General features: G+C 64.5%; 21 protein-coding genes and 4 tRNA genes. 21 read left to right on the forward strand and 4 right to left on the reverse strand.

Features of this window, described 5'->3' with window-relative positions; translation table 11 throughout:
* The 14 genes from truA (at position 1) to ACLEJU_RS09550 (ending at position 10,640) form a co-directional block, all read left to right on the forward strand.
* Positions 1-855: a tRNA pseudouridine(38-40) synthase TruA gene (truA, locus tag ACLEJU_RS09485; RefSeq protein WP_435424978.1), complete on the forward strand. Its 855-nt coding sequence runs from the start codon at positions 1-3 to the stop codon at positions 853-855.
* A 61-nt stretch (positions 856-916) separates the two neighbouring features.
* Positions 917-1,537 carry a phosphoribosylanthranilate isomerase gene (locus ACLEJU_RS09490; RefSeq protein ID WP_110638360.1) on the forward strand — a complete coding sequence of 207 codons (621 nt, stop codon included), beginning with the start codon at positions 917-919 and terminating at the stop codon, positions 1,535-1,537.
* 222 nt (positions 1,538-1,759) lie between these two features.
* The gene (gene accD, locus ACLEJU_RS09495) at positions 1,760-2,653 is read left to right on the forward strand and encodes an acetyl-CoA carboxylase, carboxyltransferase subunit beta (RefSeq protein ID WP_435424977.1); all 894 of its coding nucleotides are present in this window, start codon (positions 1,760-1,762) and stop codon (positions 2,651-2,653) included.
* Positions 2,653-3,939, forward strand: coding sequence for a bifunctional tetrahydrofolate synthase/dihydrofolate synthase (gene folC, locus ACLEJU_RS09500; RefSeq protein ID WP_435424976.1), 1,287 nt, complete (start codon positions 2,653-2,655; stop codon positions 3,937-3,939). Before accD ends, folC begins: the two co-directional genes overlap by 1 nt.
* Before the next feature lie 4 nt (positions 3,940-3,943).
* Positions 3,944-4,600 (forward strand): SPOR domain-containing protein, encoded by a 657-nt coding sequence (locus tag ACLEJU_RS09505; protein WP_435424975.1) that lies wholly within the window; start codon positions 3,944-3,946, stop codon positions 4,598-4,600.
* A gap of 171 nt (positions 4,601-4,771) precedes the next feature.
* Entirely contained in the window at positions 4,772-5,329 is a 558-nt protein-coding gene (locus tag ACLEJU_RS09510; RefSeq protein ID WP_103449739.1) for a CvpA family protein, read from the forward strand.
* A 42-nt stretch (positions 5,330-5,371) separates the two neighbouring features.
* A complete protein-coding gene (purF, locus tag ACLEJU_RS09515; RefSeq protein ID WP_110638363.1) occupies positions 5,372-6,877 on the forward strand; it encodes an amidophosphoribosyltransferase in 1,506 nt (501 codons plus the stop codon).
* Between the two features lie 15 nt (positions 6,878-6,892).
* Entirely contained in the window at positions 6,893-8,104 is a 1,212-nt protein-coding gene (locus ACLEJU_RS09520; RefSeq protein ID WP_435424974.1) for an O-succinylhomoserine sulfhydrylase, read from the forward strand.
* Entirely contained in the window at positions 8,104-8,874 is a 771-nt protein-coding gene (locus ACLEJU_RS09525; RefSeq protein ID WP_435424973.1) for an SDR family oxidoreductase, read from the forward strand. Before ACLEJU_RS09520 ends, ACLEJU_RS09525 begins: the two co-directional genes overlap by 1 nt.
* Before the next feature lie 148 nt (positions 8,875-9,022).
* Positions 9,023-9,098, forward strand: a tRNA-Val gene (locus ACLEJU_RS09530).
* 67 nt (positions 9,099-9,165) lie between these two features.
* Positions 9,166-9,242 (forward strand) — tRNA-Asp (locus ACLEJU_RS09535).
* Between the two features lie 99 nt (positions 9,243-9,341).
* Positions 9,342-9,418: transfer RNA gene (locus tag ACLEJU_RS09540), tRNA-Asp, on the forward strand.
* A gap of 140 nt (positions 9,419-9,558) precedes the next feature.
* A tRNA-Asp gene (locus tag ACLEJU_RS09545) sits at positions 9,559-9,635 on the forward strand.
* A 189-nt stretch (positions 9,636-9,824) separates the two neighbouring features.
* A complete protein-coding gene (locus ACLEJU_RS09550; protein ID WP_435425330.1) occupies positions 9,825-10,640 on the forward strand; it encodes a DUF2242 domain-containing protein in 816 nt (271 codons plus the stop codon).
* 224 nt (positions 10,641-10,864) lie between these two features.
* On the opposite strand, the gene ACLEJU_RS09555 is transcribed toward ACLEJU_RS09550, so the two are convergent.
* Together ACLEJU_RS09555 and ACLEJU_RS09560 are read right to left on the reverse strand one after the other, a co-directional pair.
* Positions 10,865-11,905, reverse strand: coding sequence for an AraC family transcriptional regulator (locus ACLEJU_RS09555; RefSeq protein ID WP_435425329.1), 1,041 nt, complete (start codon positions 11,903-11,905; stop codon positions 10,865-10,867).
* 4 nt (positions 11,906-11,909) lie between these two features.
* Positions 11,910-13,028 carry a nitrilase-related carbon-nitrogen hydrolase gene (locus ACLEJU_RS09560; RefSeq protein WP_435425331.1) on the reverse strand — a complete coding sequence of 373 codons (1,119 nt, stop codon included), beginning with the start codon at positions 13,026-13,028 and terminating at the stop codon, positions 11,910-11,912.
* Between the two features lie 185 nt (positions 13,029-13,213).
* Here ACLEJU_RS09560 and ACLEJU_RS09565 point away from each other — a divergent pair, with 185 nt between their 5' ends.
* Both ACLEJU_RS09565 and ACLEJU_RS09570 read left to right on the forward strand, forming a co-directional pair.
* On the forward strand, positions 13,214-15,250 hold the full coding sequence (locus tag ACLEJU_RS09565; RefSeq protein WP_435425328.1) for an oxidoreductase: 2,037 nt from the start codon (positions 13,214-13,216) through the stop codon (positions 15,248-15,250).
* Between the two features lie 171 nt (positions 15,251-15,421).
* On the forward strand, positions 15,422-16,306 hold the full coding sequence (locus ACLEJU_RS09570; protein WP_435425327.1) for a 1-aminocyclopropane-1-carboxylate deaminase/D-cysteine desulfhydrase: 885 nt from the start codon (positions 15,422-15,424) through the stop codon (positions 16,304-16,306).
* Here the strand turns inward: ACLEJU_RS09570 and cybB are convergent.
* A complete protein-coding gene (cybB, locus tag ACLEJU_RS09575; RefSeq protein ID WP_435425326.1) occupies positions 16,297-16,842 on the reverse strand; it encodes a cytochrome b561 in 546 nt (181 codons plus the stop codon). The two genes, ACLEJU_RS09570 and cybB, sit on opposite strands and share 10 nt — an antisense overlap.
* 57 nt (positions 16,843-16,899) lie before the next feature.
* Complete coding sequence (locus tag ACLEJU_RS09580; protein WP_435425325.1) at positions 16,900-17,925, reverse strand: DUF1853 family protein; 1,026 nt, start codon at positions 17,923-17,925, stop codon at positions 16,900-16,902.
* A 44-nt stretch (positions 17,926-17,969) separates the two neighbouring features.
* On the opposite strand from ACLEJU_RS09580, the gene ACLEJU_RS09585 reads away from it, so the two are divergent.
* The 5 genes from ACLEJU_RS09585 to ACLEJU_RS09605 are packed head-to-tail and all read left to right on the forward strand — an operon-like array spanning position 17,970 to position 21,816.
* Positions 17,970-18,860 carry an NAD(+) kinase gene (locus ACLEJU_RS09585; RefSeq protein WP_103449750.1) on the forward strand — a complete coding sequence of 297 codons (891 nt, stop codon included), beginning with the start codon at positions 17,970-17,972 and terminating at the stop codon, positions 18,858-18,860.
* Positions 18,860-19,831 carry a metallophosphoesterase gene (locus tag ACLEJU_RS09590; RefSeq protein ID WP_435425324.1) on the forward strand — a complete coding sequence of 324 codons (972 nt, stop codon included), beginning with the start codon at positions 18,860-18,862 and terminating at the stop codon, positions 19,829-19,831. The genes ACLEJU_RS09585 and ACLEJU_RS09590 overlap by 1 nt, the downstream gene beginning before the upstream one ends.
* Entirely contained in the window at positions 19,828-20,715 is an 888-nt protein-coding gene (locus ACLEJU_RS09595) for a rhomboid family intramembrane serine protease (RefSeq protein ID WP_435425323.1), read from the forward strand. Before ACLEJU_RS09590 ends, ACLEJU_RS09595 begins: the two co-directional genes overlap by 4 nt.
* A 13-nt stretch (positions 20,716-20,728) precedes the next feature.
* On the forward strand, positions 20,729-20,989 hold the full coding sequence (locus tag ACLEJU_RS09600) for a YeaC family protein (RefSeq protein WP_016485539.1): 261 nt from the start codon (positions 20,729-20,731) through the stop codon (positions 20,987-20,989).
* Positions 20,986-21,816, forward strand: coding sequence for a DUF2797 domain-containing protein (locus tag ACLEJU_RS09605; RefSeq protein ID WP_435425322.1), 831 nt, complete (start codon positions 20,986-20,988; stop codon positions 21,814-21,816). The genes ACLEJU_RS09600 and ACLEJU_RS09605 overlap by 4 nt, the downstream gene beginning before the upstream one ends.

Here is a 21,816-nt window from a genome sequence, read left to right on the forward strand (position 1 = left end):
TTGGACATCATCGACACCGTCGCCACCGAATCGGCCGCCGAAGGCTTCACCCGCATTGCCCTGGGTGTGGAATACAAGGGCTCGCGCTACCGCGGCTGGCAGCGCCAGGCCAGCGGCGTGCCCAGCGTCCAGCAGGCCCTCGAGCAGGCACTGTCGACGGTGGCCGACGAGCCGATCAGTGTCATCTGCGCCGGGCGCACCGATGCTGGCGTGCACGGCTGCGGGCAGATCGTGCATTTCGACACCCGCGCGGTGCGTGACGAGCGCGCCTGGACCCTGGGCACCAATTTCAACCTGCCCCACGACATCAGTGTGGTCTGGTCGCGGCCGATGCCAGCGGACTTCCATGCGCGCTTCAAGGCCTGTGCCCGGCGCTACCGCTACGTGATCTACAACGACCCGATCCGCCCCGCACACCTGGCCGAGGAAGTGACCTGGAACCACCGCCCGCTGGACGTCGAGCGCATGGCCCAGGCAGCCCAGTACCTGCTCGGTACCCATGACTTCAGCGCCTTCCGAGCCAGCCAGTGCCAGGCCAAGTCACCGATCAAGCACATCCATCACCTGCGCGTGACCCGCCATGGCCAGATGATCGTGCTGGACGTGCGCGCCACCGCCTTCCTGCACCACATGGTGCGCAACATTGCCGGCGTACTGATGACCATCGGTGCCGGTGAGCGCCCGGTCGAATGGGCGCGCGAGGTGCTGGAAGGGCGCAACCGCCGCGAGGGCGGCGTTACCGCGCACCCTTACGGCTTGTACCTGGTGCAAGTGGAGTACCCGGAAGAGTTCCAGTTGCCGCAGCGTTACATCGGCCCACACTTTTTGACCGGTTACGAGGCGTTGGCCGACTGACGTGTCAAAAGTCATTTGCTAACATCGGGCCCTTCACAAGTTCACTCAGGGTTTGCAGTCCATGAGCAACGTTCGCAGCAAGATCTGCGGGATCACCCGCATCGAGGACGCGCTGGCCGCCGCCGAGGCGGGGGCCGATGCCATCGGTTTCGTCTTCTATGCCAAGAGCCCGCGTGCCGTGGACGTGCGCCAGGCACGGGCGATCATTGCCGAGCTGCCGCCGTTCGTGACCACGGTAGGGCTGTTCGTCAACGCCTCGCGCTGCGAGCTGAACGAGATTCTCGAGGTGGTGCCGCTGGACCTGCTACAGTTCCACGGCGACGAAACCCCGGCCGATTGCGAAGGTTACCATCGGCCCTGGATCAAGGCCCTGCGCGTACGCCCAGGCGATGACCTGGAAGCCGCCTGCCAGCACTATGCCGGCGCCCGCGGCATTCTCCTCGACACCTACGTGGCCGGTGTGCCTGGCGGTACCGGCGAGGCCTTCGACTGGTCGCTGGTGCCGGCGCGGCTGAGCAAGCCGATCATCCTCGCGGGCGGGTTGTCGGCCGACAACGTCGGCCAGGCGATCGCCCAGGTGCGGCCGTATGCGGTGGATGTCAGTGGTGGTGTGGAGCAGGCCAAGGGCATCAAGGATGCGGCGAAGATCGAAGCCTTCATGCGTGCGGTGAAACAGGCGTGACGGCAGATGTGACGGCTGGCGGCGCGCCATCGTCCATAGGTTTCGCAGCCCTGCGGGGCGGCCAGCGGCATGCCGTGTGGCCACAACACAGATTGAAGACGGCGCGGTACGCAGGCAGAGCCTGCGGCCGGGCCGTCATCGTTTCATAGAAGAATTTGAGCTCAAGGGCAGGGCATGGCCGGCCAGTCCGGTCCCCGTCCGCCACTACTGGAGAAAGAAAGCATGAGCAACTGGTTAGTCGACAAACTGATCCCTTCGATCATGCGTTCCGAGGTGAAGAAGAGTTCGGTGCCGGAAGGCCTGTGGCACAAGTGCCCGTCCTGTGAGGCCGTGCTGTATCGTCCGGAGCTGGAAAAGACCTTGGATGTCTGCCCCAAGTGCAATCACCACATGCGCATCGGCGCACGCGCCCGCATCGATATCTTCCTCGACCCGGAAGGCCGCGCCGAACTGGGCGCCGAACTGGAGCCGGTCGACCGCCTGAAGTTCCGTGACGGCAAGAAGTACAAGGACCGTCTGGTCGGTGCGCAGAAGCAGACCGGCGAAAAAGACGCCCTGATCTCCATGAGCGGTACCCTGATGGGCATGCCGATCGTGGTCAGCGCCTTCGAATTCTCGTTCATGGGCGGCTCCATGGGTGCCATCGTCGGTGAGCGTTTCGTGCGTGCCGCCAACTACGCCCTGGAAAACCGCTGCCCAATGGTCTGCTTCTCCGCCTCCGGCGGTGCGCGCATGCAGGAAGCGCTGATCTCGCTGATGCAGATGGCCAAGACCTCGGCCGTGCTGGCACGCCTGCGCGAAGAAGGCATCCCGTTCATCTCCGTGCTGACCGACCCGGTCTACGGCGGTGTTTCCGCCAGCCTGGCGATGCTCGGCGACGTCATCGTCGGTGAGCCGAAGGCCCTGATCGGCTTTGCCGGCCCACGCGTGATCGAGCAGACCGTGCGCGAAAAACTGCCAGAAGGCTTCCAGCGCAGCGAGTTCCTGCTGGAGCACGGTGCCATTGACCTGATCATCTCCCGTGGCGATCTGCGTCCGCGTCTGGCTCGCCTGCTGGCACAGATGACCGGCCAGGAGACCCCGGAGCAGGCCCGCGAGGTCGCTGCGGTCGCGTGATGAATCAACGATCCCTGGGCGAGTGGCTCGCCTACCTCGAGCAGTTGCACCCCTCGGCCATCGACATGGGCCTGGAGCGGTCGCAGAAGGTGCTTGCCCGGCTGGCGCTGGGTAAGCTGGCGCCACGGGTGGTCACCGTGACCGGCACCAACGGCAAGGGCTCGACCTGTGCCTTTGTGGCGTCGTTGTTGCGGGCCCAGGGGCTGAAGGTGGGCGTGTACAGCTCGCCCCACCTGTTGCGTTACAACGAGCGGGTGCTGATCGATGGCCAGGAAGCCAGCGATGAGCGCCTGTGCGAGGCCTTCGCCGCTGTTGAGGCGGCGCGGGGCGAGATTTCCCTGACCTACTTCGAGATGGGTACGCTGGCTGCGTTCTGGTTGTTCTACCAGTCGCAGCTGGATGCCGTGGTGCTCGAGGTGGGCCTCGGTGGCCGCCTGGACACCGTGAACGTGGTGGATGCCGACCTGGCGCTGGTGACCAGCATCGGCGTCGACCATGTCGACTACCTGGGCGATACCCGCGAGCTGGTGGCCTTCGAGAAGGCCGGCATCTTCCGCCAGGGCAAGCCGGCGCTGTGCGGTGACCTCGACCCGCCGCAGCCGTTGCTGGACAAGGCCGCTGAATTGGCGGCGCCACTGTTCCTGCGTGGCCGCGACTTCGATCTGGCAAGCAACGAGGGTGGCTGGGACTGGCGCGGGGTCACTGCAGATGGCAAGCCGGTAGCGTTGCACGGTCTGCCGCTGCTCGACCTGCCCATGGAGAACGCCACCCTGGCCCTGCAGGCCTATCTGCTGATGGGCTTGCCGTGGGATGCCGGGCAGATCCGTCAGGCTTTGCTCGACACCCGCATCACCGGTCGCCTCGATCGTCGCCAGTTGACCTGGCAGGGCAGGGCTGTGGAGCTGCTGCTGGATGTTGGGCATAACCCGCACGCTGCGGAGTACCTGGCCCGGCGTCTGGCTGCGCGCCCTCTGAAAGGGCGGCGCCTGGCAGTGTTCGGCCTGCTCGCCGACAAGGACCTGCAAGGCGTCATCGCGCCGCTGCACGGCTTGGTCGATGACTGGGCGGTAGCGCCTCTGCACACGCCACGTAGCCGTCCGGCTGCCGAACTGGCCGCTGTCTTGACGAACCATGGCGCTGCGGTGAAGTCTTACGCCAGCGTCGACGCCGCCCTGGAAGGGCAATGCGCGCAAGCGACGGCGGATGACCAGATTCTGCTGTTCGGTTCGTTTTTCTGTGTCGCCGAGGCCCTGGCATGGCTGGAGCGGCAGGCCCTGGAGGGGTGACTAGATGGCAGTGCTGGACAAAGGGATGAAGCAGCGCATGGTGGGTGCGTTGGTGCTGGTGGCGCTGGCGGTGATTTTCCTGCCGATGCTGTTCACCCGCCAAGACGAGATGCGCCAGGTGCGTGTCGACGCCCCGCAGGCGCCGGCCATGCCGACCCTGCCCGAGGTCAAGGTCGAGCAGGTGGCGGTACCTGAGCCACAGCCGCTGCCAGAGGAGCCCGAGCAGCCGCCTGTGGTGGTCAACGAGTCGACCGCGCCGGTCAGGGCGCCAAGCCAGCCGATCACGCCGTCGCCGCAGACTCAGCCCCAGGTGCAAGCCCAGCCCAAGCCGCAGACACCAGTGCCAGCGCCGGCGCCCGCTGCCAAGCCGGCGGCGCCAGTGGCAACTGCGCCTGCGCCGTCGAAGATCGATGTCAATGGCCTGCCGGTGAGCTGGTCGATCCAGCTGGCCAGCCTGTCCAGTCGGGCCGGTGCCGAAAACCTGCAGAAGACCCTGCGCAGCCAGGGCTACAACGCCTACATTCGCTCGGCCGGAGGCATGAACCGGGTGTATGTCGGGCCGTTGATCGAACGCGCCGAGGCTGACAAGCTCAAAGACGTGATCAACCGCCAGCAGAAGCTCAATGGCTTCGTGACCCGATTCCAGCCTGAAAAAGGCTGAATCGGGGTCAGCGCGGTCCCGGTAGGAGCGGCCTTTCGCGGTACAAGGCCGCTCCTGCAGAAGGGCGACGCAGGCCTGAAAACCTGACTCAGGGATCCACCTGACATTCCGCTTACTCCCGGCCTTTCGCTCTGGTAAAATGCGCCGCCTCAAACGTCTGCAGGCAGCACCGTGGCCTTTACTCTGGTTGATTGGGCGATCATCGCGATCATCGCCGTCTCCGCACTGATCAGTCTCAAGCGCGGCTTCGTCAAGGAAGCCTTGTCCCTGCTCATCTGGATCGTTGCAGGGGCGGTCGCCTGGATGTTCGGTGGGTCGCTTTCGGTGTACCTTGAAAGCTATATCCAGACGCCGTCGATGCGCACCATCGCCGGCTGCGCCATTCTTTTCGTCGCCACCCTGCTGGTGGGGGCCATGCTCAACTTCCTTATCGGCGAGCTGATCCGCGTGACCGGGCTTTCCGGCACCGATCGTTTCCTCGGCATGGCCTTCGGTGCCGCGCGTGGGGGCTTGCTGGTGGTGGTGGCCGTCGGCCTGCTCAGCCTGGGGCCGGTGCAGCAAGACACCTGGTGGCAGGAATCACGCCTGATACCACAGTTTCTATTGGTCGCTGACTGGTCGAAAAACCTGATCCTGGGTTTCACCGGTCAGTGGACTCCCAGTGGGCTGATCAGCGCTCCGGCTGATCTTCCATTCAAGGAGCAGTTGCTCGGGCCGGCAAAGCCCTGAGCGCTGTTCGTTCAAGTTTCATCAAAGTAGGGGTTGCGTCGCATGTGTGGCATCGTCGGTATCGTCGGTAAGTCGAACGTCAATCAGGCGCTGTATGACGCGCTTACGGTCCTCCAGCACCGCGGCCAGGACGCTGCCGGTATCGTGACCAGCCACGACGGCCGGTTGTTCCTGCGCAAGGATAATGGTTTGGTGCGTGACGTCTTCCAGCAGCGCCACATGCAGCGCCTGGTCGGCAGTATCGGTATCGGCCACGTTCGCTACCCGACCGCGGGCAGCTCGACTTCGGCCGAAGCCCAGCCGTTCTACGTCAACTCGCCGTACGGCATCACCCTGGCGCACAACGGCAACCTGACCAACGTCGAGCAGCTGGCCAAGGAGATCTACGAGTCCGACCTGCGCCACGTAAACACCAACTCTGACTCGGAAGTGCTGCTGAACGTGTTCGCCCATGAGCTGGCCGTGCGTGGCAAGCTGCAGCCGACCGAGGAAGACGTGTTCGCCGCCGTTTCCCACGTGCACAGCCGTTGCGTCGGCGGCTACGCAGTAGTCGCGATGATCACCGGCTACGGCATTGTTGGCTTCCGTGACCCGAACGGCATCCGCCCGGTGGTATTCGGCCAACGTCACACCGACGAAGGCGTGGAATACATGATCGCCTCGGAAAGCGTCGCCCTCGACGTGCTCGGCTTCACCCTGATCCGCGACCTGGCGCCGGGCGAAGCGGTGTACATCACCGAAGAAGGCCAGCTGTTCACCAAGCAGTGTGCCGATGCACCGAAGCTGCAGCCGTGCATTTTCGAGCACGTCTACCTGGCCCGCCCGGACTCGATCATCGACGGCATCTCGGTGTACAAGGCCCGTCTGCGCATGGGTGAAAAGCTCGCCGACAAGATCATGCGCGAGCGCCCCGAGCACGACATCGACGTGGTCATCCCGATCCCGGACACCAGCCGCACTGCCGCGCTGGAGCTGGCCAACCGCCTGGGCGTGAAGTTCCGCGAAGGCTTCGTCAAAAACCGCTACATCGGCCGTACCTTCATCATGCCTGGCCAGGCCGCACGCAAGAAGTCGGTACGCCAGAAGCTCAACGCCATCGAACTGGAATTCCGCGGCAAGAACGTGATGCTGGTGGACGACTCGATCGTGCGCGGCACTACCTGCAAGCAGATCATCCAGATGGCCCGTGAAGCCGGCGCCAAGAACGTCTACTTCTGCTCCGCAGCCCCTGCGGTGCGCTACCCCAACGTCTACGGCATCGACATGCCGAGTGTTCACGAACTGATCGCCCACAACCGTACCACCGAACAGGTGGCCGAGTTGATCGGCGCCGACTGGCTGGTCTACCAGGACCTGCCAGACCTGATCGACTCGGTCGGTGGCGGCAAGATCAAAATCGATCACTTCGATTGCGCGGTGTTCAACGGTGAATACGTCACCGGCGACATCGACGAAGCCTACCTTGACCGTATCGAGCAGGCCCGTAACGACTTGGCCAAGGTGAAGAACCAGGCGGTCAGCGCGATCATCGACCTCTACAACAACTGATTTGGGAGCGACGGCATGACGGATCAATGGGATGCCGGACGACTGGACAGTGACCTCGAGGGTGTCGGTTTCGACACCCTGGCGGTGCGCGCCGGTCAAAACCGTACACCGGAGGCCGAGCACAGCGAAGCGCTGTTCCTGACCTCCAGCTATGTGTTCCGCACGGCGGCAGATGCCGCTGCGCGCTTTGCCGGCGAAACGCCGGGCAACGTCTACTCGCGCTACACCAACCCGTCCGTGCGTGCGTTCGAAGAGCGCCTGGCGGCCATGGAAGGCGCCGAGCAGGCCGTGGGCACCTCCACCGGCATGGCGGCGATCCTTGCCATAGTCATGTCGCTGTGCAGTGCCGGCGACCACGTGCTGGTGTCGCAGAGCGTATTCGGCTCGACCATCAGCCTGTTCGAGAAGTACTTCAAGCGCTTCGGCGTGCAGGTTGACTATGTGCCACTGGTCGACCTCGCTGGCTGGGAAAAGGCCATCAAGGCCAACACCAAGCTGCTCATCGTCGAATCCCCGTCCAACCCGCTGGCCGAACTGGTCGACATCAGCGCGCTGGCTGAAGTCGCCCACGCCCGTGGCGCCATGCTGGTGGTGGACAACTGCTTCAGCACCCCGGCCTTGCAGCAGCCGCTCAAGCTGGGTGCCGACATTGTGTTCCACTCGGCCACCAAGTTCATCGACGGCCAGGGCCGTTGCATGGGGGGCGTGGTCGCCGGCCGTGCCGAGCAGATGAAAGAAGTGGTGGGCTTCCTGCGTACTGCCGGGCCGACCCTCAGCCCGTTCAACGCCTGGATCTTCACCAAGGGCCTGGAAACCCTCAAGCTGCGCATGCGTGCGCACTGCGAGAGCGCCCAGATCCTGGCCGAATGGCTGGAGCAACAGGAAGGCGTGGAGAAGGTGCATTACGCCGGCCTGCCGAGCCACCCGCAGCACGAACTGGCCAAGCGCCAGATGAGCGGCTTCGGTGCGGTGGTCAGCTTCGAGGTCAAGGGTGGCAAAGATGGCGCTTGGCGCTTCATTGACGCTACCCGGGTGATCTCGATCACTACCAACCTCGGCGATAGCAAGACCACCATCGCCCACCCGGCCACCACCTCCCACGGCCGCCTGACGCCGCAGGAGCGTGAGGCAGCGGGTATTCGCGACAGCCTGATCCGGGTTGCCGTGGGCCTGGAAGACGTGGCCGACCTGCAGGCGGACCTCGCCCGTGGGCTGGCGGCGCTGTGATGGAAATCCGCGGCGGTGTACCGGGCCATAACGGTCGGGTTGCCCTGGTCACCGGTGCCGCCCGCGGCATCGGCCTGGGCATTGCCGCCTGGCTGATCTGCGAAGGTTGGCAAGTGGTGCTCAGCGACCTTGACCGCCAGCGCGGTGCCAAGGTCGCCAAGGCCCTGGGCGAAAACGCCTGGTTCATCACCATGGACGTGGCCGACGAGGCCCAGGTCAGTGCCGGGGTGTCCGAGGTGCTCGGACAATTCGGGCGTCTGGATGCGCTGGTGTGCAACGCGGCGATCGCCAACCCGCACAACCAGATCCTGGAAAGCCTGAGCCTTGCGCAGTGGAACCGGGTGCTGGCGGTCAACCTCAATGGCCCGATGTTGCTGGCCAAGCATTGTGCGCCGTACCTGCGTGCGCACAATGGTGCGATCGTCAACCTGACCTCGACCCGTGCCCGGCAGTCCGAACCAGACACCGAGGCCTACGCGGCGAGCAAGGGTGGCCTGGTGGCTTTGACCCATGCCTTGGCCATGAGCCTGGGCCCGGAGATCCGCGTCAATGCGGTGAGCCCGGGCTGGATCGATGCCCGTGACCCGTCCCAGCGCCGTGCCGAGCCCTTGACCGAGGCCGACCATGCCCAGCACCCGACGGGCAGGGTAGGGACGGTGGAGGATGTGGCGGCCATGGTCGCCTGGCTGCTGTCGCGCCAGGCCGGCTTCGTTACTGGCCAGGAGTTCGTGGTCGACGGCGGCATGACCCGCAAGATGATCTACACCTGAGCAGGCTGCAGTAAGGGAAGGGGACCGAAAGGTCCCTTTTCCGTTTTTGCCTTTTTTGAAAAAAATTCAACGGGGCTATTGACTTAGCTTCGGCACCTGCGTAAATTTCGCGGCCTCAGCGAAGCAAACGCAACAAGCAACATCGCGAGGGTGATTAGCTCAGCCGGGAGAGCATCTGCCTTACAAGCAGAGGGTCGGCGGTTCGATCCCGTCATCACCCACCACTTCCTGAGATTGTTTCTAGTGCTGGACGCTTCTGATGAAGCTGATAGCCGGAGAGAAACGCACTGCGCAGCGGTAGTTCAGTCGGTTAGAATACCGGCCTGTCACGCCGGGGGTCGCGGGTTCGAGTCCCGTCCGCTGCGCCATTTTTCAGTATCAGATGGGTGCCTGGCACCGGTCTGAAGTCGAAGGCGAAATGCCTGAGGCTGATCCCAGTTTCAATCGGGCGCAAGCCTGAACGATACGCAGCGGTAGTTCAGTCGGTTAGAATACCGGCCTGTCACGCCGGGGGTCGCGGGTTCGAGTCCCGTCCGCTGCGCCATCTTCGTTTCGAGGTCCCTAGAACACCTTGAAGCAAACACAAATGAAGCGATGACATGTCGCTTTTTTTGTGCCTGCCCTGAGGCCTTCGCGCCGGAAGGGTAGACCCAGGTTTCAATCGGGCGAAAGCCTGAATGATACGCAGCGGTAGTTCAGTCGGTTAGAATACCGGCCTGTCACGCCGGGGGTCGCGGGTTCGAGTCCCGTCCGCTGCGCCATCTTCGCCTCAAGGCCCCTTGAACGCCTTGAAGCAACGAGAAAGCGACCTTAGGGTCGCTTTTTTTGTTTCTGCATCCTGCCGACGACCAGATTTACACGAACCTGACAGGTTCTTCACCGATCAACGGTTCCTGTGCCTGCCTGCAGTGATGCACAATAGGCATCTTTTGACTTACCCGGAATTCGCAATGACCAGATCATCCGTCTTTGGTGCGCTCGGGCTGGCCCTGGTGCTGGCGGGCGTGACCGGTTGCTCTTCGAAGAAAGCCGCTATCTACGAGCACGAGAACTTCGACGACTCGGGGACTTACTCGCGCAGCTTCCCGGTGACCGATGCCGGTTCCTGCGAAGCGGCTCGCCGAGCGTTGCTCAGCCAGGGCTACATCATCACCAGCAGTGGCGCCAACCAGGTGATGGGCAACAAGAGCTTCCAGCAGAACAGCGAAAACCACCTGCAGATCAGCTTCAACGTGACCTGTGCGCCGGACGTCAACGACGACAAGCGTTCGACCATGTTCGCCAACGCCCTGCAGGACCGTTACAGCCTGAAGAAGTCCAACAGCTCGGCCAGCCTGGGTGTCGGCGTGCTCGGTTCGGTATCGATGCCGATCGGCTCCAGCGACGATTCGATGGTCAAGGTCGCCAGCGAGACGGTGACGGCGGCGCAGTTCTACGACCGCTACTTCGCCTTGGTCGAAAGCTACCTGCCGAAACCGAAGAAGGTCGCTAAGGCCAAGGTCGAAGCGCCTGTGGCCAAGCCCGAGAAGCCAGCGCCGGACCTGGGCTTGCCAGAGCAGGCTTCGGCGGCGCCAGCTGTCGCAGCGCCAGCAGCTGCGCCACTGGTTGACGCCACGCCGGCACCTGCGGCGGTTGCACCTGCCAGTGAAGCCGCGGCCAAGCCGGTAGTCGATGATAGCCAGAGCTCGCAACCGGTGGCACCGCCAGTGGAAGCCGCACCGATTCAGGTGCAGCAGGACGCGCAGCCTGCACCGTCGTCGCTTTAATTCGCTGTAACAGATGAGCGGCGATAACTTCCTGAACACCTGCTACGTTTACCACTCATGAGCCTGTCATCATTCCTTCACCCGGCCCACTTAGGTTGAAGACATGACCAACGAAGACAGATGAGAAGAGGACGCAGGGCGATGGATGACTATCAGGAAGAGCTGCTCGAGTTTCAGGCTTACGAACTGGATTCGCCAGAACCGGCAGACGACGCTACAGAGCTTTAACCTGCCCGCCGCTGGCTGCGGCGAAACTCCCCCGGCGTAAGGCCCGTCCAGCGCTTGAATGCGCGCTGGAAGGCCTCTGCCGATGCAAACCCCAACAGATAGGCGATCTCGCCAAAGGCTAGCTCCGTATCGCGGATATAGGCTTCGGCAAGGTCGCGTCGCGTGTCGTTGAGCAGGTCGCGAAAGCGCGTGCCTTCTTCAGCCAGTTTGCGCCGCAGTGTCCAGGTGGGCAGTTGCAGGTGCAATGCCACTTCTTCCAGGTCAGGCTCGCGGCCGCCATTGAGCAAAGGGCCGAGCAAGTGGGTAATGCGCTCGCCCAGGCTGCGCACCCGGGTGCGCTGGAGCATTTCCGCTTCGCACAACTGCAACAGGTGGCAGAAGGTGCTCGGGCAGTGCTGTGGATTGGCTTGTTCGAGCGTGCTGCGGCTCAGGCGCACGCGGTTGGCGCTGGCGCCGAATTGCACGGGCGTGGTGCAAAGGGGCTGGTAGCCGGCGGCGTAGTCGGGCGCATCAAATTCGACTTCCAGGCGCTCGGCCTGTAAGGGGGCGCCCGCCAGGGCGGCAAGCTGCGCCAGCCAGCCGGCCAGCAGCGAATCGACCACAAAGCGATTGTAGTCGTTGTAGGGGCTGATCGAGTAGAAACGCAGCCAGGCGCCCTGGGCGTCTTCCTGATAGCTGGAGTGGCCACGGTAGTTGGCGGCGTACAGTGGCTCGAAGCGCAGCAGGGTACGTGCCGCCTCGCCCAGGGTAGGGGCTTGGGCTGCCGTGACGCCGGCCAGTCCGGCCTGGGCCAGGCGACTGAGGCGCCCCATGCGCAGGCCCAGCGCGGGCTCGCCACACAGCGCGATGGCCGCATGCCCAAGGTGCATGTAGCGCGGGATCGACAGGCGCGCACCAGCTTCGGCCAGACGCACGGCATCGAGCCCATATTGCTGCAGCAGCGGAAGCGGATCATGGCCTTGCTCGCGCAGGGCTTCGGCCAGGGGCTGGACGAAACCCACCGAAAGGTCGCCCAGGCGCACGCGGGGGCGGCTCATGTGTCTACAGCCACAGGTTCAGCAGGCGCGCACCGTGGCTGGGAGGCCCTGCCAGCAACTCACCTGCCTGATGGGCGAAGCCCTGGCCGTCGCTGCCTTGCTCCCAGAACTGGCCACGCATGAACACGCTCATGCTGCTGACGCCATCACCTGCTGCCTCGGTCAGGCGTTGCCAGGCGGTCTGCTCGCTGACTTCGCCGCGTTGCAGGGGCAGCTCGGCAGCGGCGTCCTGATGGCGATTGCCGCGCCAGGGTTCATCCCAGCTGCCTTTGCCGCTGAGAAATACCGGGTTGGCGATCAACTGGACCTGCTGTTGCTGCAATTGACGCTGGTTCTCTGGGTACCAGCTGTCGCTGCCGATCAGCACGCCGAGGCGCCCGGCGGGGGTCTGCAGCACCTGCAACGGGAAATGCCGGCCATGATGGATGTAGCGCCGTGTTTCGCTGTCGGGGTATTGCTGGTGTTGCGGTTGGCCAAGCGGCGAGCCATCTGCGGCGAAGACCAGGCTGCTGTTGAACAGCGGCCCGTGGCCAATGTGCAGCACACCTTGTTCGACGTACGGGGCGGGCAGCACGATCGAGCCTGCCACCAGGGTCACGCCGAACTCCTTGGCCAGGCCACCGAACAGTTGCTGGTAATCGCTGGCCATTTGCTGGGCCTTCATGCGCAGGTGGGCATCGGCGCGCCGATCATCGCCATTGGCGCTCAGCATCGCCAGGCCATATCGCAGCGGGTTGCTCAGCTCCAGCCACTGTTCGGCGTCGCGGTTGCGGGTGACCTGGTACAGCTCGTTCTTCTCGCCGCGTGCCCACAGCCAGGTGCCGATGTGTTCCGGCAGCACCACGACCGTGCGCGGGCCTACCAGGCCCTGGGTGCGCGCTTGTTCCAGGTAGGCTGAAAGCTTGCGGTGCAGGCGTTGCAGGTTCTGGTAGTCGCTGGGGAACAGCAGCGGCTCGATGCCGAGCAGGTTGCCATGCTCGCCGGGCACGCCATGGTTGAGCGCCAGTTCGATGCGCAGATCGGATAGGTAGTGGCCTTCCGGGCGCTGTTGGGTCCAGAAAACGTAGCCGCTCAGAGCGGTGATCATTACCAGCGCCAGGGCGCCTGCCAGGAGTTTTCGCATCAAGCGGTACAGCGCCTTGGGAATCGAGGGTTCCCTAGGGTAGTCCCGCTGCGCGGGAGGATCAATAAGTTGTCAGTTTCGATCATTGAGCGCGTTCAAACGGCTGTTTAATGTCGCAGGCAGATAAACGACGGGGCCCGCAGAGGTACCCGCATTCCGTGATCACGCCACCTGGGGAACCTACCATGGCTGCCGACCGCTACCCGCATTTGCTGGCCCCGCTCGATCTGGGCTTCACCACCTTGCGCAACCGCACCCTGATGGGCTCGATGCACACCGGCCTCGAGGAGCGCCCGGGTGGTTTCGAGCGCATGGCGGCGTATTTTGCCGAGCGCGCCCGGGGTGGCGTCGGCCTGATGGTCACTGGCGGTATCGCGCCGAACGACGAAGGTGGCGTGTATTCCGGCGCCGCCAAGCTCAGCACCGAGGAAGAGGCCGACAAGCACCGTATTGTCACCAAAGCCGTGCATGAAGCCGGGGGCAAGATCTGCCTGCAGATCCTGCATGCCGGGCGCTACGCCTATAGCCCGCGCCAGGTGGCACCTAGCGCGATCCAGGCGCCGATCAATCCGTTCAAGCCCAAGGAGCTGGATGAAACAGGCATCGAGAAGCAGATCGCCGACTTCGTCAATTGCGCCGTGCTGGCCCAACGTGCCGGCTACGATGGCGTCGAAATCATGGGGTCCGAAGGCTACTTCATCAACCAGTTCCTCGCCGCCCACACCAACCACCGCACCGACCGCTGGGGTGGCAGCTACGAGAACCGCATGCGCCTGGCGGTGCAGATCGTCACCCGTGTGCGCGACGCGGTCGGGCCGAACTTCATCATCATCTTCCGCCTGTCGATGCTCGACCTGGTCGAGGGCGGTAGCACCTGGGACGAAATCGAGCTGCTGGCCAAGGCCATCGAGCAGGCCGGCGCGACGCTGATCAACACTGGCATCGGCTGGCACGAGGCGCGCATCCCGACCATCGCCACCAAAGTGCCGCGTGCGGCGTTCAGCAAGGTCACCGCCAAGCTGCGCGGCGTCGTCAACATTCCGCTGATCACCACCAACCGCATCAATACCCCGGAAGTGGCCGAAGCCGTGCTGGATGAGGGCGATGCCGACATGGTCTCCATGGCCCGGCCGTTCCTCGCTGACGCCGACTTCGTCAACAAGGCGGCAGAAGGGCGCGCCGACGAGATCAACACCTGCATCGGTTGCAACCAGGCCTGCCTGGACCACACCTTCGGCGGCAAGCTGACCAGTTGCCTGGTCAACCCGCGTGCCTGCCACGAGACCGAGCTCAACTACCTGCCGGTACGCGCCGTGAAGCGTATTGCCGTGGTCGGAGCCGGCCCGGCCGGCCTGGCAGCGGCCACCGTGGCGGCCGAGCGTGGCCATGAAGTGACGCTGTTCGATGCTGCCAGCGAAATTGGCGGGCAGTTCAATGTCGCCAAGCGGGTACCGGGCAAGGAAGAGTTCCACGAGACCCTGCGCTATTTCCGCAACAAGCTGAAAAGCACCGGTGTCGACCTGCGCCTGAATACCCGGGTCGATGTGCAGACGCTGATCGGCGGTGGTTACGACGAGATTATTCTGGCCACCGGTATCGCGCCGCGTACCCCGGCCATCCCCGGTGTCGAGAATGCCAAGGTGCTCAGCTACCTGGACGTGCTGCTCGAGCGCAAGCCGGTGGGCAAGTCGGTCGCGGTGATTGGCGCGGGCGGCATCGGTTTCGACGTGTCCGAGTACCTGGTGCACCAGGGCGTGGCGAGCAGCCAGGACCGCGAAGCGTTCTGGAAAGAGTGGGGGATCGATACCCGCCTGGAGGCACGCGGTGGCGTAGCCGGGATCACGGCCGAGCCGCATGCGCCGGCGCGGCAGGTGTACCTGTTGCAGCGCAAGAAATCCAAGGTGGGCGACGGGCTGGGCAAGACCACTGGCTGGATTCACCGTACCGGGCTGAAGAACAAGCAGGTGCAGATGCTCAACAGCGTCGAGTACCTGCAGATCGACGATGCTGGCCTGCACATTCGCATTGGCGAAGGGGAACCGCAGGTGCTGGCCGTGGACAACGTGGTGATCTGTGCCGGGCAGGATCCGTTGCGTGAACTGCATGAAGGGCTGATCGCGGCAGGGCAGTCGGTGCACCTGATCGGCGGTGCCGATGTGGCGGCCGAGCTGGATGCCAAGCGGGCGATCAACCAAGGGTCTCGTTTGGCCGCTGAACTTTGAGATCGCCGGGGGCCGCTTTGCGGCCCTTTCGCGACACAAGGCCGCTCCCACAGGAGTACCGCAGCCTTTGAGGCTTGTGCTGGACTTGTGGGAGCGGCCTTGCCGGGGCGCCGGACCGGTCGGAAAGGGGTGCGAAGCGCCCCCAGGGATTTCACTGATAAACTCCGCTCCATGCATTTACCTCAAGCCCCGCTACAGCACTTGAATCTACCCTGGCTGGCAAAAGCCAAGGTAGAAGCCGCCATCCTGCGCCTGGATCTGATCGACCCCCTGATCAGCGGCAACAAGTGGTTCAAGCTCCGCCCTCACTTGCAGCATGCCCATGCCGCAGGCGCCTCCGGCCTGATCAGCCTGGGCGGCAACCATTCCAACCACCTCCACGCCCTGGCCGCCGCCGGCAAGCGTTTCGGCTTCGCCACCGCCGGCCTGCTGCGCGGTCACCCGCAAGACACGCCCACAGTGCGGGACCTGCAAGCCTTGGGCATGGAGGTTCACTGGCTGGGCTACGGCGGCTATCGGGCGCGCCATGAACCGGGCTTCTGGGAGCATTGGCAGGCCCGCTATCCGGGCTGGCATTGCATCCCCGAAGGCGGTGGCGGGGCGGCGGGTGCCGAAGGTTGTGCGTTGATTGTCGAGCAGGCCCGTTCGCAGCTGCCAGCGCTGGGTTGGTCGGGCTACGACGCCTGGTGGCTGGCTGCAGGTACCGGCACGACATTGGCCGGTCTGGTCCTTGCCGAGGCAGAAGAACACCCCGTGCATGCTGCTCTGGCCGTGCCAATGGATCACGGCGTGCCGGGGACCGTCACCGAACTGGCCGGCTTGCAGGGCTACCAGCTGCACAACGCCTGCCGAGGTGGCTTCGGCAAGTTCGATGATGAGTTGCTGGCGTTCATCGCCGAGAGCGAGCGGCACAGTGGCGTGCCGCTGGAAGCGCTCTATACCGGCAAGGCCTTGCTGGCCCTGCGCGATCAGGTCGAGACCGGGCTGTTCGTGCCCGGTACCCGCCTGATCTTCGTGCACACCGGTGGCCTGCAGGGCCGTCGTGGTTACTTGTAGGGCAGCATGCGCAGCAGCGTGTTGTCGCGCTGCACGTAGTGGTGGTACAGCCCGGCCAGGGCATGCAGGCCTATCAGCCAGTAACCCCAGGTCGCCACCCGCTCATGCCAGCCCTTGATGAACTTGGCCTGGTCCGGGTCGGGGCCGATCAGGTGCGGCAGTTCCAGGCCGAAGAACGGCACTGGTTTGTCGGCGGCGCTGAGGATCAGCCAGCCGGCCAGGGGCAGGCCAATCATCAGCAGGTACAGCGCCAGGTGCATCAGGTGCGCAAGGCCGGTCTGCCAAGCCGGCGGCTTGGGCACGATTGGCGGGGTCGGGCGGCTGATGCGCACGGCCAGGCGCAGCCAGACCAGCACGAACACACTCAGGCCGAGCATGAAGTGCAGGTCTTTCATCAGGTTGCGTTCGGCGCTGTCCTTGGGGAACAGGCCGCGAAATTCGATACAGGCGTATACGGCGGCCAGCAGCACCAGCATTAGCCAGTGCAGGGCGATGGACAGGCGTGCGTAATGGGGCGCGGGGGTGGATGAAACCATGATCGGTCCTCGTCATCAGGGTCGGAATGGCGCTCTTGTTGGCGCTCAAATAGCACTCTAATGGCTATTTGAAACAAATCTTTGCGCTGGATCTGTGAAAATTCTGTTGTCCGGCAAATGTGGCCAACTGTCTGCCACTAGAAACACGCGCTCGACTTCCTGCCAGGCACCTTCGTCATCCGGCTCCATCCTGACCAGCAGCTGCGCGGGGGCATGTTCGTCCAGCTGGGCCAGCCAGGCCTCGAACTGCGGCACGGTCCAGCATTCGTCTGGTTCTGCCCGTGCTGGCGCCAGCCAGGCATGCCGTGGCAGCGGTTGCCAGCGTTCGTCTGCTGTCGCTGCCCAATTCCGCCGTCGCACCCAGCGCCCACGCAAATGCCGGGGGTTGGCACCTGCAGGCGGCTCGGCGTGGCCCGGCCACGGATAGAACAGGTAACCGCCCAGCCACAGGTGCGCCTGCACCTGATCGACCCCTACCGCGGCCAGCGCTTCGCGACTCTGCGTGTCTGCCGACATGGGCAACTGGTGCCCGGCCAGGTGAGCCAGTTTGCTGCCAAGCCGATCGTGGCAGCCAGGCCCGAGCCAGTGCGCCGGGTCGCGTCCGTCGTCCTCGGTCGGGCCCAGGTACAGCTTGATGGCCAGCTCCAGATGATGGGTGCCTTCGCCATCACGCAGCAGAATGTCCAGCTCGCCCAAGGTTCGCCCGCCTGCACGAATCGCCAGGTTGGACGCCAGCAGCTCGACCCTGGGCGCGTGCGCCAGGGCGAACTGCCACAGACCTTCGTAGTACAGCCCCAGGCGCCGGCTGGTGATCTTCGCCAACCACTCGCGCAAGGGCAGATCATCTGCATCCAGTGCGTGCAACCAGTTCTGCAAGCGTTGCGGATCGCCCGCCCAGGCGCTGCCCGCCAGCGGATGGCGCTGGGGGCAGGGCGGGGCGCTCAGCAGCGCGGGCGACAGCAGGGTCCAGGCCAGGTCGCGCACGGCAGGGCGGCGCAATCGGCGGGGCAGCTCATGGAGCTCGGCAAATGGCATCATGCTGCGAGCATAGCCGGTTTGCCGCTGCCCGGTCGTTTCGCCCATAATCGCGACATCGTCACCCCGCCGCAGAGCCTCGCAGGAGCCCCATGGAGCAATTTCGCAATATCGGTATCATCGGCCGCCTTGGCAGCTCGCAGGTGCTCGACACCATTCGCCGACTGAAAAAATTCCTCCTCGAGCGCCACCTGCACGTGATCCTCGAGGACACCATCGCCGAGGTGCTGCCCGGCCACGGCCTGCAAACCTCCACGCGCAAGCTGCTCGGCGAGGTCTGCGACCTGGTCATCGTGGTCGGTGGCGACGGCAGCCTGCTCGGCGCCGCCCGCGCCCTGGCCCGGCACAATGTACCTGTGCTGGGCATCAACCGCGGCAACCTGGGCTTCCTCACCGACATCCGCCCGGACGAGCTGGAAGAGAAAGTCGCCGAGGTGCTCGACGGCCACTACCTGGTGGAAAACCGCTTTCTGCTGCAGGCTGAAGTACGCCGCCATCACGAAGCCATCGGCCAGGGCGACGCGCTCAACGACGTGGTCCTGCACCCGGGCAAGTCGACGCGGATGATCGAGTTCGAGATCTATATCGACGGCCAGTTCGTCTGCAGCCAGAAGGCCGACGGCCTGATCGTCGCCACCCCGACCGGTTCCACCGCCTACGCGCTGTCGGCCGGCGGCCCGATCATGCACCCCAAGCTCGACGCCATCGTCATCGTGCCGATGTACCCGCACACCCTGTCGGGGCGGCCGATCGTGGTCGACGGCAACAGCGAGCTGAAGATCGTGGTGTCCAAGGACCTGCAGATCTACCCGCAAGTGTCCTGCGACGGCCAGAACCACTTCACCTGCGCCCCGGGCGACACCATCACGGTGAGCAAGAAGCCGCAGAAGCTGCGCCTGATCCACCCGCTCGACCACAACTACTATGAGGTGTGTCGTACCAAACTCGGCTGGGGCAGCCGCCTGGGAGGCAGGGACGACTGATGCTCGATCCGGCGCGCAGTTTCGACATCATCGGCGATGTGCACGGCTGTGCACTGACCCTCGAACGCCTGCTCGACGCCCTCGGCTACAAACGTGTCGGCGGCGTCTGGCGTCACCCTCGGCGCCAGGCCCTGTTCCTTGGCGACATCGTCGACCGTGGCCCGCGCATCCGCGAGGCGCTGCACATCGTGCATGACATGGTCGAGGCCGGCCAGGCGTTCTGCATCATGGGCAACCACGAGTACAACGCCCTGGGCTGGGTCACCCCGGCACTGCCTGGCAGCGGCAAGTCGTTCGTGCGCGAACACACCCCGCGCCACGCCCGGCTGATCGACGAAACCCTGACCCAGTTCGCCCACCACCCCGGCGACTGGCACGACTTCGTGCAGTGGTTCTACGACATGCCACTGTTCGTCGACGCCGGGCGCTTCCGCCTGGTGCACGCCTGCTGGGACCCGCGGCTGATCGAACCGCTGCGCCAGCAGTACCCGGGCGGGTGCATCGACGAGCATTTCATCCAGGCGTCGGCGGTGTCCGGCAGCTTTGCCGCCACCGTGTGCAACCGCCTGCTGCGCGGCACCGACATGCGCCTGCCGGACGGCCTGACCCTGACCGGCGGCGACGGCCTGACCCGCGCCTTCTTCCGCACCAAGTTCTGGGAAGAAGACCCGCAGACCTACGGCGACATCGTCTTCCAGCCTGATGCGCTGCCCGACGATGTTGCTCGCACGCCACTGAGCCATACCGAAAAGAATGCCCTGCTGCGCTACGCCGAGGACGAACCGCTGCTGTTCGTCGGCCATTACTGGCGTAGCGGCCGCCCGGCGCCGATCCGCGCCAACCTGGCCTGCCTGGACTACAGCGCGGTGCTGTACGGCAAGCTGGCGGCCTACCGGCTGGATGATGAAACCCGCATCGACCCGCACAAGTTCGTCTGGGTCGACGTTGAACGCCCTCAGGCCAATCAATGAAAATCATCGAAGTGATGCGCCTGCCGCTGTCGGTCGACCTCAGCGGCTTCGTCCACCTGCTGCAGCGCCTGCAGGTACCGCACCGGGTCAGCGAGGAGGGCGAGGAGCAAGTGCTCTGGGCCCCCGACACTTTGGTTGCCGACGTGCGCGAACTGTACCAGCGCTTCCCCGATGGTAACGCCGACGTGCAGCTTGCGCAGGACCCTGCAGGAGCGGATTCATCCGCGATGGCCCCCGCACAGCCCTCCCTGGCCGACCAGGCCAAAGCCTGCAAGGTCACCGCCACCATCCTGGTCCTGTGCCTGATCGTCGCCGGCCTCACCAGCCTGGGCGACAACCTCAATGCCATCAGCTGGTTCACCTTCCTCGACTTCCGCGTCCAGGGTGAATACCTGCATTTCACCCCCCTGGCCCAGGGCCTCGCCGAAGGCCAGTGGTGGCGCCTGGTCTCGCCCATGCTGCTGCACTTTGGCGTGCTGCACCTGGCGATGAACGGCCTGTGGTACTGGGAGCTGGGCAAACGCATCGAACTGCGCCAGGGCCCCTGGCTGCTGCTGGGCCTGACCCTGCTGTTCAGCCTGGTGTCCAACCTGGCCCAGCACTACACCAGTGGCCCGAGCCTGTTCGGCGGCCTGTCCGGCGTGCTCTATGGCTTGCTCGGCCACGTCTGGCTGTACCAGTGGCTGGCGCCCAACCCTCACTTCAACCTGCCCAAGGGCGTGCTGGTGATGATGCTGATCTGGTTGGTGATCTGCCTGACCGGCGTGGTCGGCCAGCTCGGCTTCGGCCAGATCGCCAACGCCGCCCATGTCGGCGGGCTGCTCATCGGATGCCTGACCGGGCTCTTGGGCGGGGCGCTGGCCCGGCGTAAACTGTCGGCTTGAATCAGGAGACACTATGTCCACTTTCGCGCAAATGATCGAAAACATCACCCCGGAAATCTACGAGAGCCTGAAACTGGCCGTGGAAATCGGCAAATGGTCGGACGGGCGCAAGCTCACCGCCGAGCAGAAAGAGCTGTCGCTGCAGGCGGTGATCGCCTGGGAGATGAAGAACCTGCCCGAAGAGCAGCGCACCGGCTACATGGGCCCGCAGGAATGCGCGTCGAAGTCGGCACCCATCGCCAACATTCTGTTCAAGTCGGACTCGGTACATTGATCGAACTCGCTCGTGGCTCTTTGAGCAAGATGGCGGTCAGCCTGCAGGCACCCCTGGTGCAATACAGCTTCCGCCTGGATGACACCCAGGTGCCGGTCAACCCACTGATCGGCCAGCGCCTGCGCCTGGAATACCTCGGCGCCATTCACTGCAGCCATTGCGGCAAGCGCACCAAGACCAGCTTCAGCCAGGGTTACTGCTACCCGTGCATGACCAAGCTGGCCCAGTGCGACGTGTGCATCGTGGCCCCGGAAAAATGCCACTACGACGCCGGCACCTGCCGTGAACCGTCCTGGGGCGAACAGTTCTGCATGACCGACCATGTGGTGTACCTGGCCAACTCGTCGGGGATCAAGGTTGGCATCACCCGCGCCACCCAACTGCCCACGCGCTGGCTCGATCAGGGCGCCAGCCAGGCGCTGCCGATCATGCGTGTGGCCACCCGCCAGCAATCGGGCCTGGTTGAAGACGTCCTGCGCAGCCAGGTACCGGACCGCACCAACTGGCGCACGTTGCTCAAGGGCGACGCCGAGGTGCTCGACCTGCCGGCCATCCGCGATCAGATCTTCGACGCCTGTGCCGACGGCCTACGCGAGCTGCAGGGCCGCTTCGGCCTGCAGGCGATCCAGCCGCTGCCGGACGCCGAAGTGGTGGAAATGCGCTACCCGGTCGAGGCGTATCCGAAAAAGATCGTCAGCTTCAACCTCGACAAGGACCCGGTGGCCGAAGGCACGCTGCTGGGCATCAAGGGCCAGTACCTGATCTTCGACACCGGCGTGATCAATATTCGCAAGTACACGGCCTACCAGTTGGCCGTGCTCCAGTAA

The sequence above is a fragment of the Pseudomonas sp. SMN11 genome, from assembly GCF_052041945.1.
GTDB lineage: Bacteria > Pseudomonadota > Gammaproteobacteria > Pseudomonadales > Pseudomonadaceae > Aquipseudomonas.

Bases quoted from the DNA above. Each gene is read 5' to 3' on its own strand.
- ACLEJU_RS09490 (WP_110638360.1), top strand. From the start codon at position 917: ATGAGCAACGTTCGCAGCAAGATCTGCGGGATCACCCGCATCGAGGAC.
- accD (WP_435424977.1), top strand. From the start codon at position 1,760: ATGAGCAACTGGTTAGTCGACAAACTGATCCCTTCGATCATGCGTTCC.
- folC (WP_435424976.1), top strand. From the start codon at position 2,653: ATGAATCAACGATCCCTGGGCGAGTGGCTCGCCTACCTCGAGCAGTTG.
- ACLEJU_RS09505 (WP_435424975.1), top strand. From the start codon at position 3,944: ATGGCAGTGCTGGACAAAGGGATGAAGCAGCGCATGGTGGGTGCGTTG.
- purF (WP_110638363.1), top strand. From the start codon at position 5,372: ATGTGTGGCATCGTCGGTATCGTCGGTAAGTCGAACGTCAATCAGGCG.
- ACLEJU_RS09520 (WP_435424974.1), top strand. From the start codon at position 6,893: ATGACGGATCAATGGGATGCCGGACGACTGGACAGTGACCTCGAGGGT.
- ACLEJU_RS09525 (WP_435424973.1), top strand. From the start codon at position 8,104: ATGGAAATCCGCGGCGGTGTACCGGGCCATAACGGTCGGGTTGCCCTG.
- ACLEJU_RS09550 (WP_435425330.1), top strand. From the start codon at position 9,825: ATGACCAGATCATCCGTCTTTGGTGCGCTCGGGCTGGCCCTGGTGCTG.
- ACLEJU_RS09555 (WP_435425329.1), bottom strand. From the start codon at position 11,905: ATGAGCCGCCCCCGCGTGCGCCTGGGCGACCTTTCGGTGGGTTTCGTC.
- ACLEJU_RS09560 (WP_435425331.1), bottom strand. From the start codon at position 13,028: ATGCGAAAACTCCTGGCAGGCGCCCTGGCGCTGGTAATGATCACCGCT.
- ACLEJU_RS09565 (WP_435425328.1), top strand. From the start codon at position 13,214: ATGGCTGCCGACCGCTACCCGCATTTGCTGGCCCCGCTCGATCTGGGC.
- ACLEJU_RS09570 (WP_435425327.1), top strand. From the start codon at position 15,422: ATGCATTTACCTCAAGCCCCGCTACAGCACTTGAATCTACCCTGGCTG.
- cybB (WP_435425326.1), bottom strand. From the start codon at position 16,842: ATGGTTTCATCCACCCCCGCGCCCCATTACGCACGCCTGTCCATCGCC.
- ACLEJU_RS09580 (WP_435425325.1), bottom strand. From the start codon at position 17,925: ATGGGCGAAACGACCGGGCAGCGGCAAACCGGCTATGCTCGCAGCATG.
- ACLEJU_RS09585 (WP_103449750.1), top strand. From the start codon at position 17,970: ATGGAGCAATTTCGCAATATCGGTATCATCGGCCGCCTTGGCAGCTCG.
- ACLEJU_RS09590 (WP_435425324.1), top strand. From the start codon at position 18,860: ATGCTCGATCCGGCGCGCAGTTTCGACATCATCGGCGATGTGCACGGC.
- ACLEJU_RS09595 (WP_435425323.1), top strand. From the start codon at position 19,828: ATGAAAATCATCGAAGTGATGCGCCTGCCGCTGTCGGTCGACCTCAGC.
- ACLEJU_RS09600 (WP_016485539.1), top strand. From the start codon at position 20,729: ATGTCCACTTTCGCGCAAATGATCGAAAACATCACCCCGGAAATCTAC.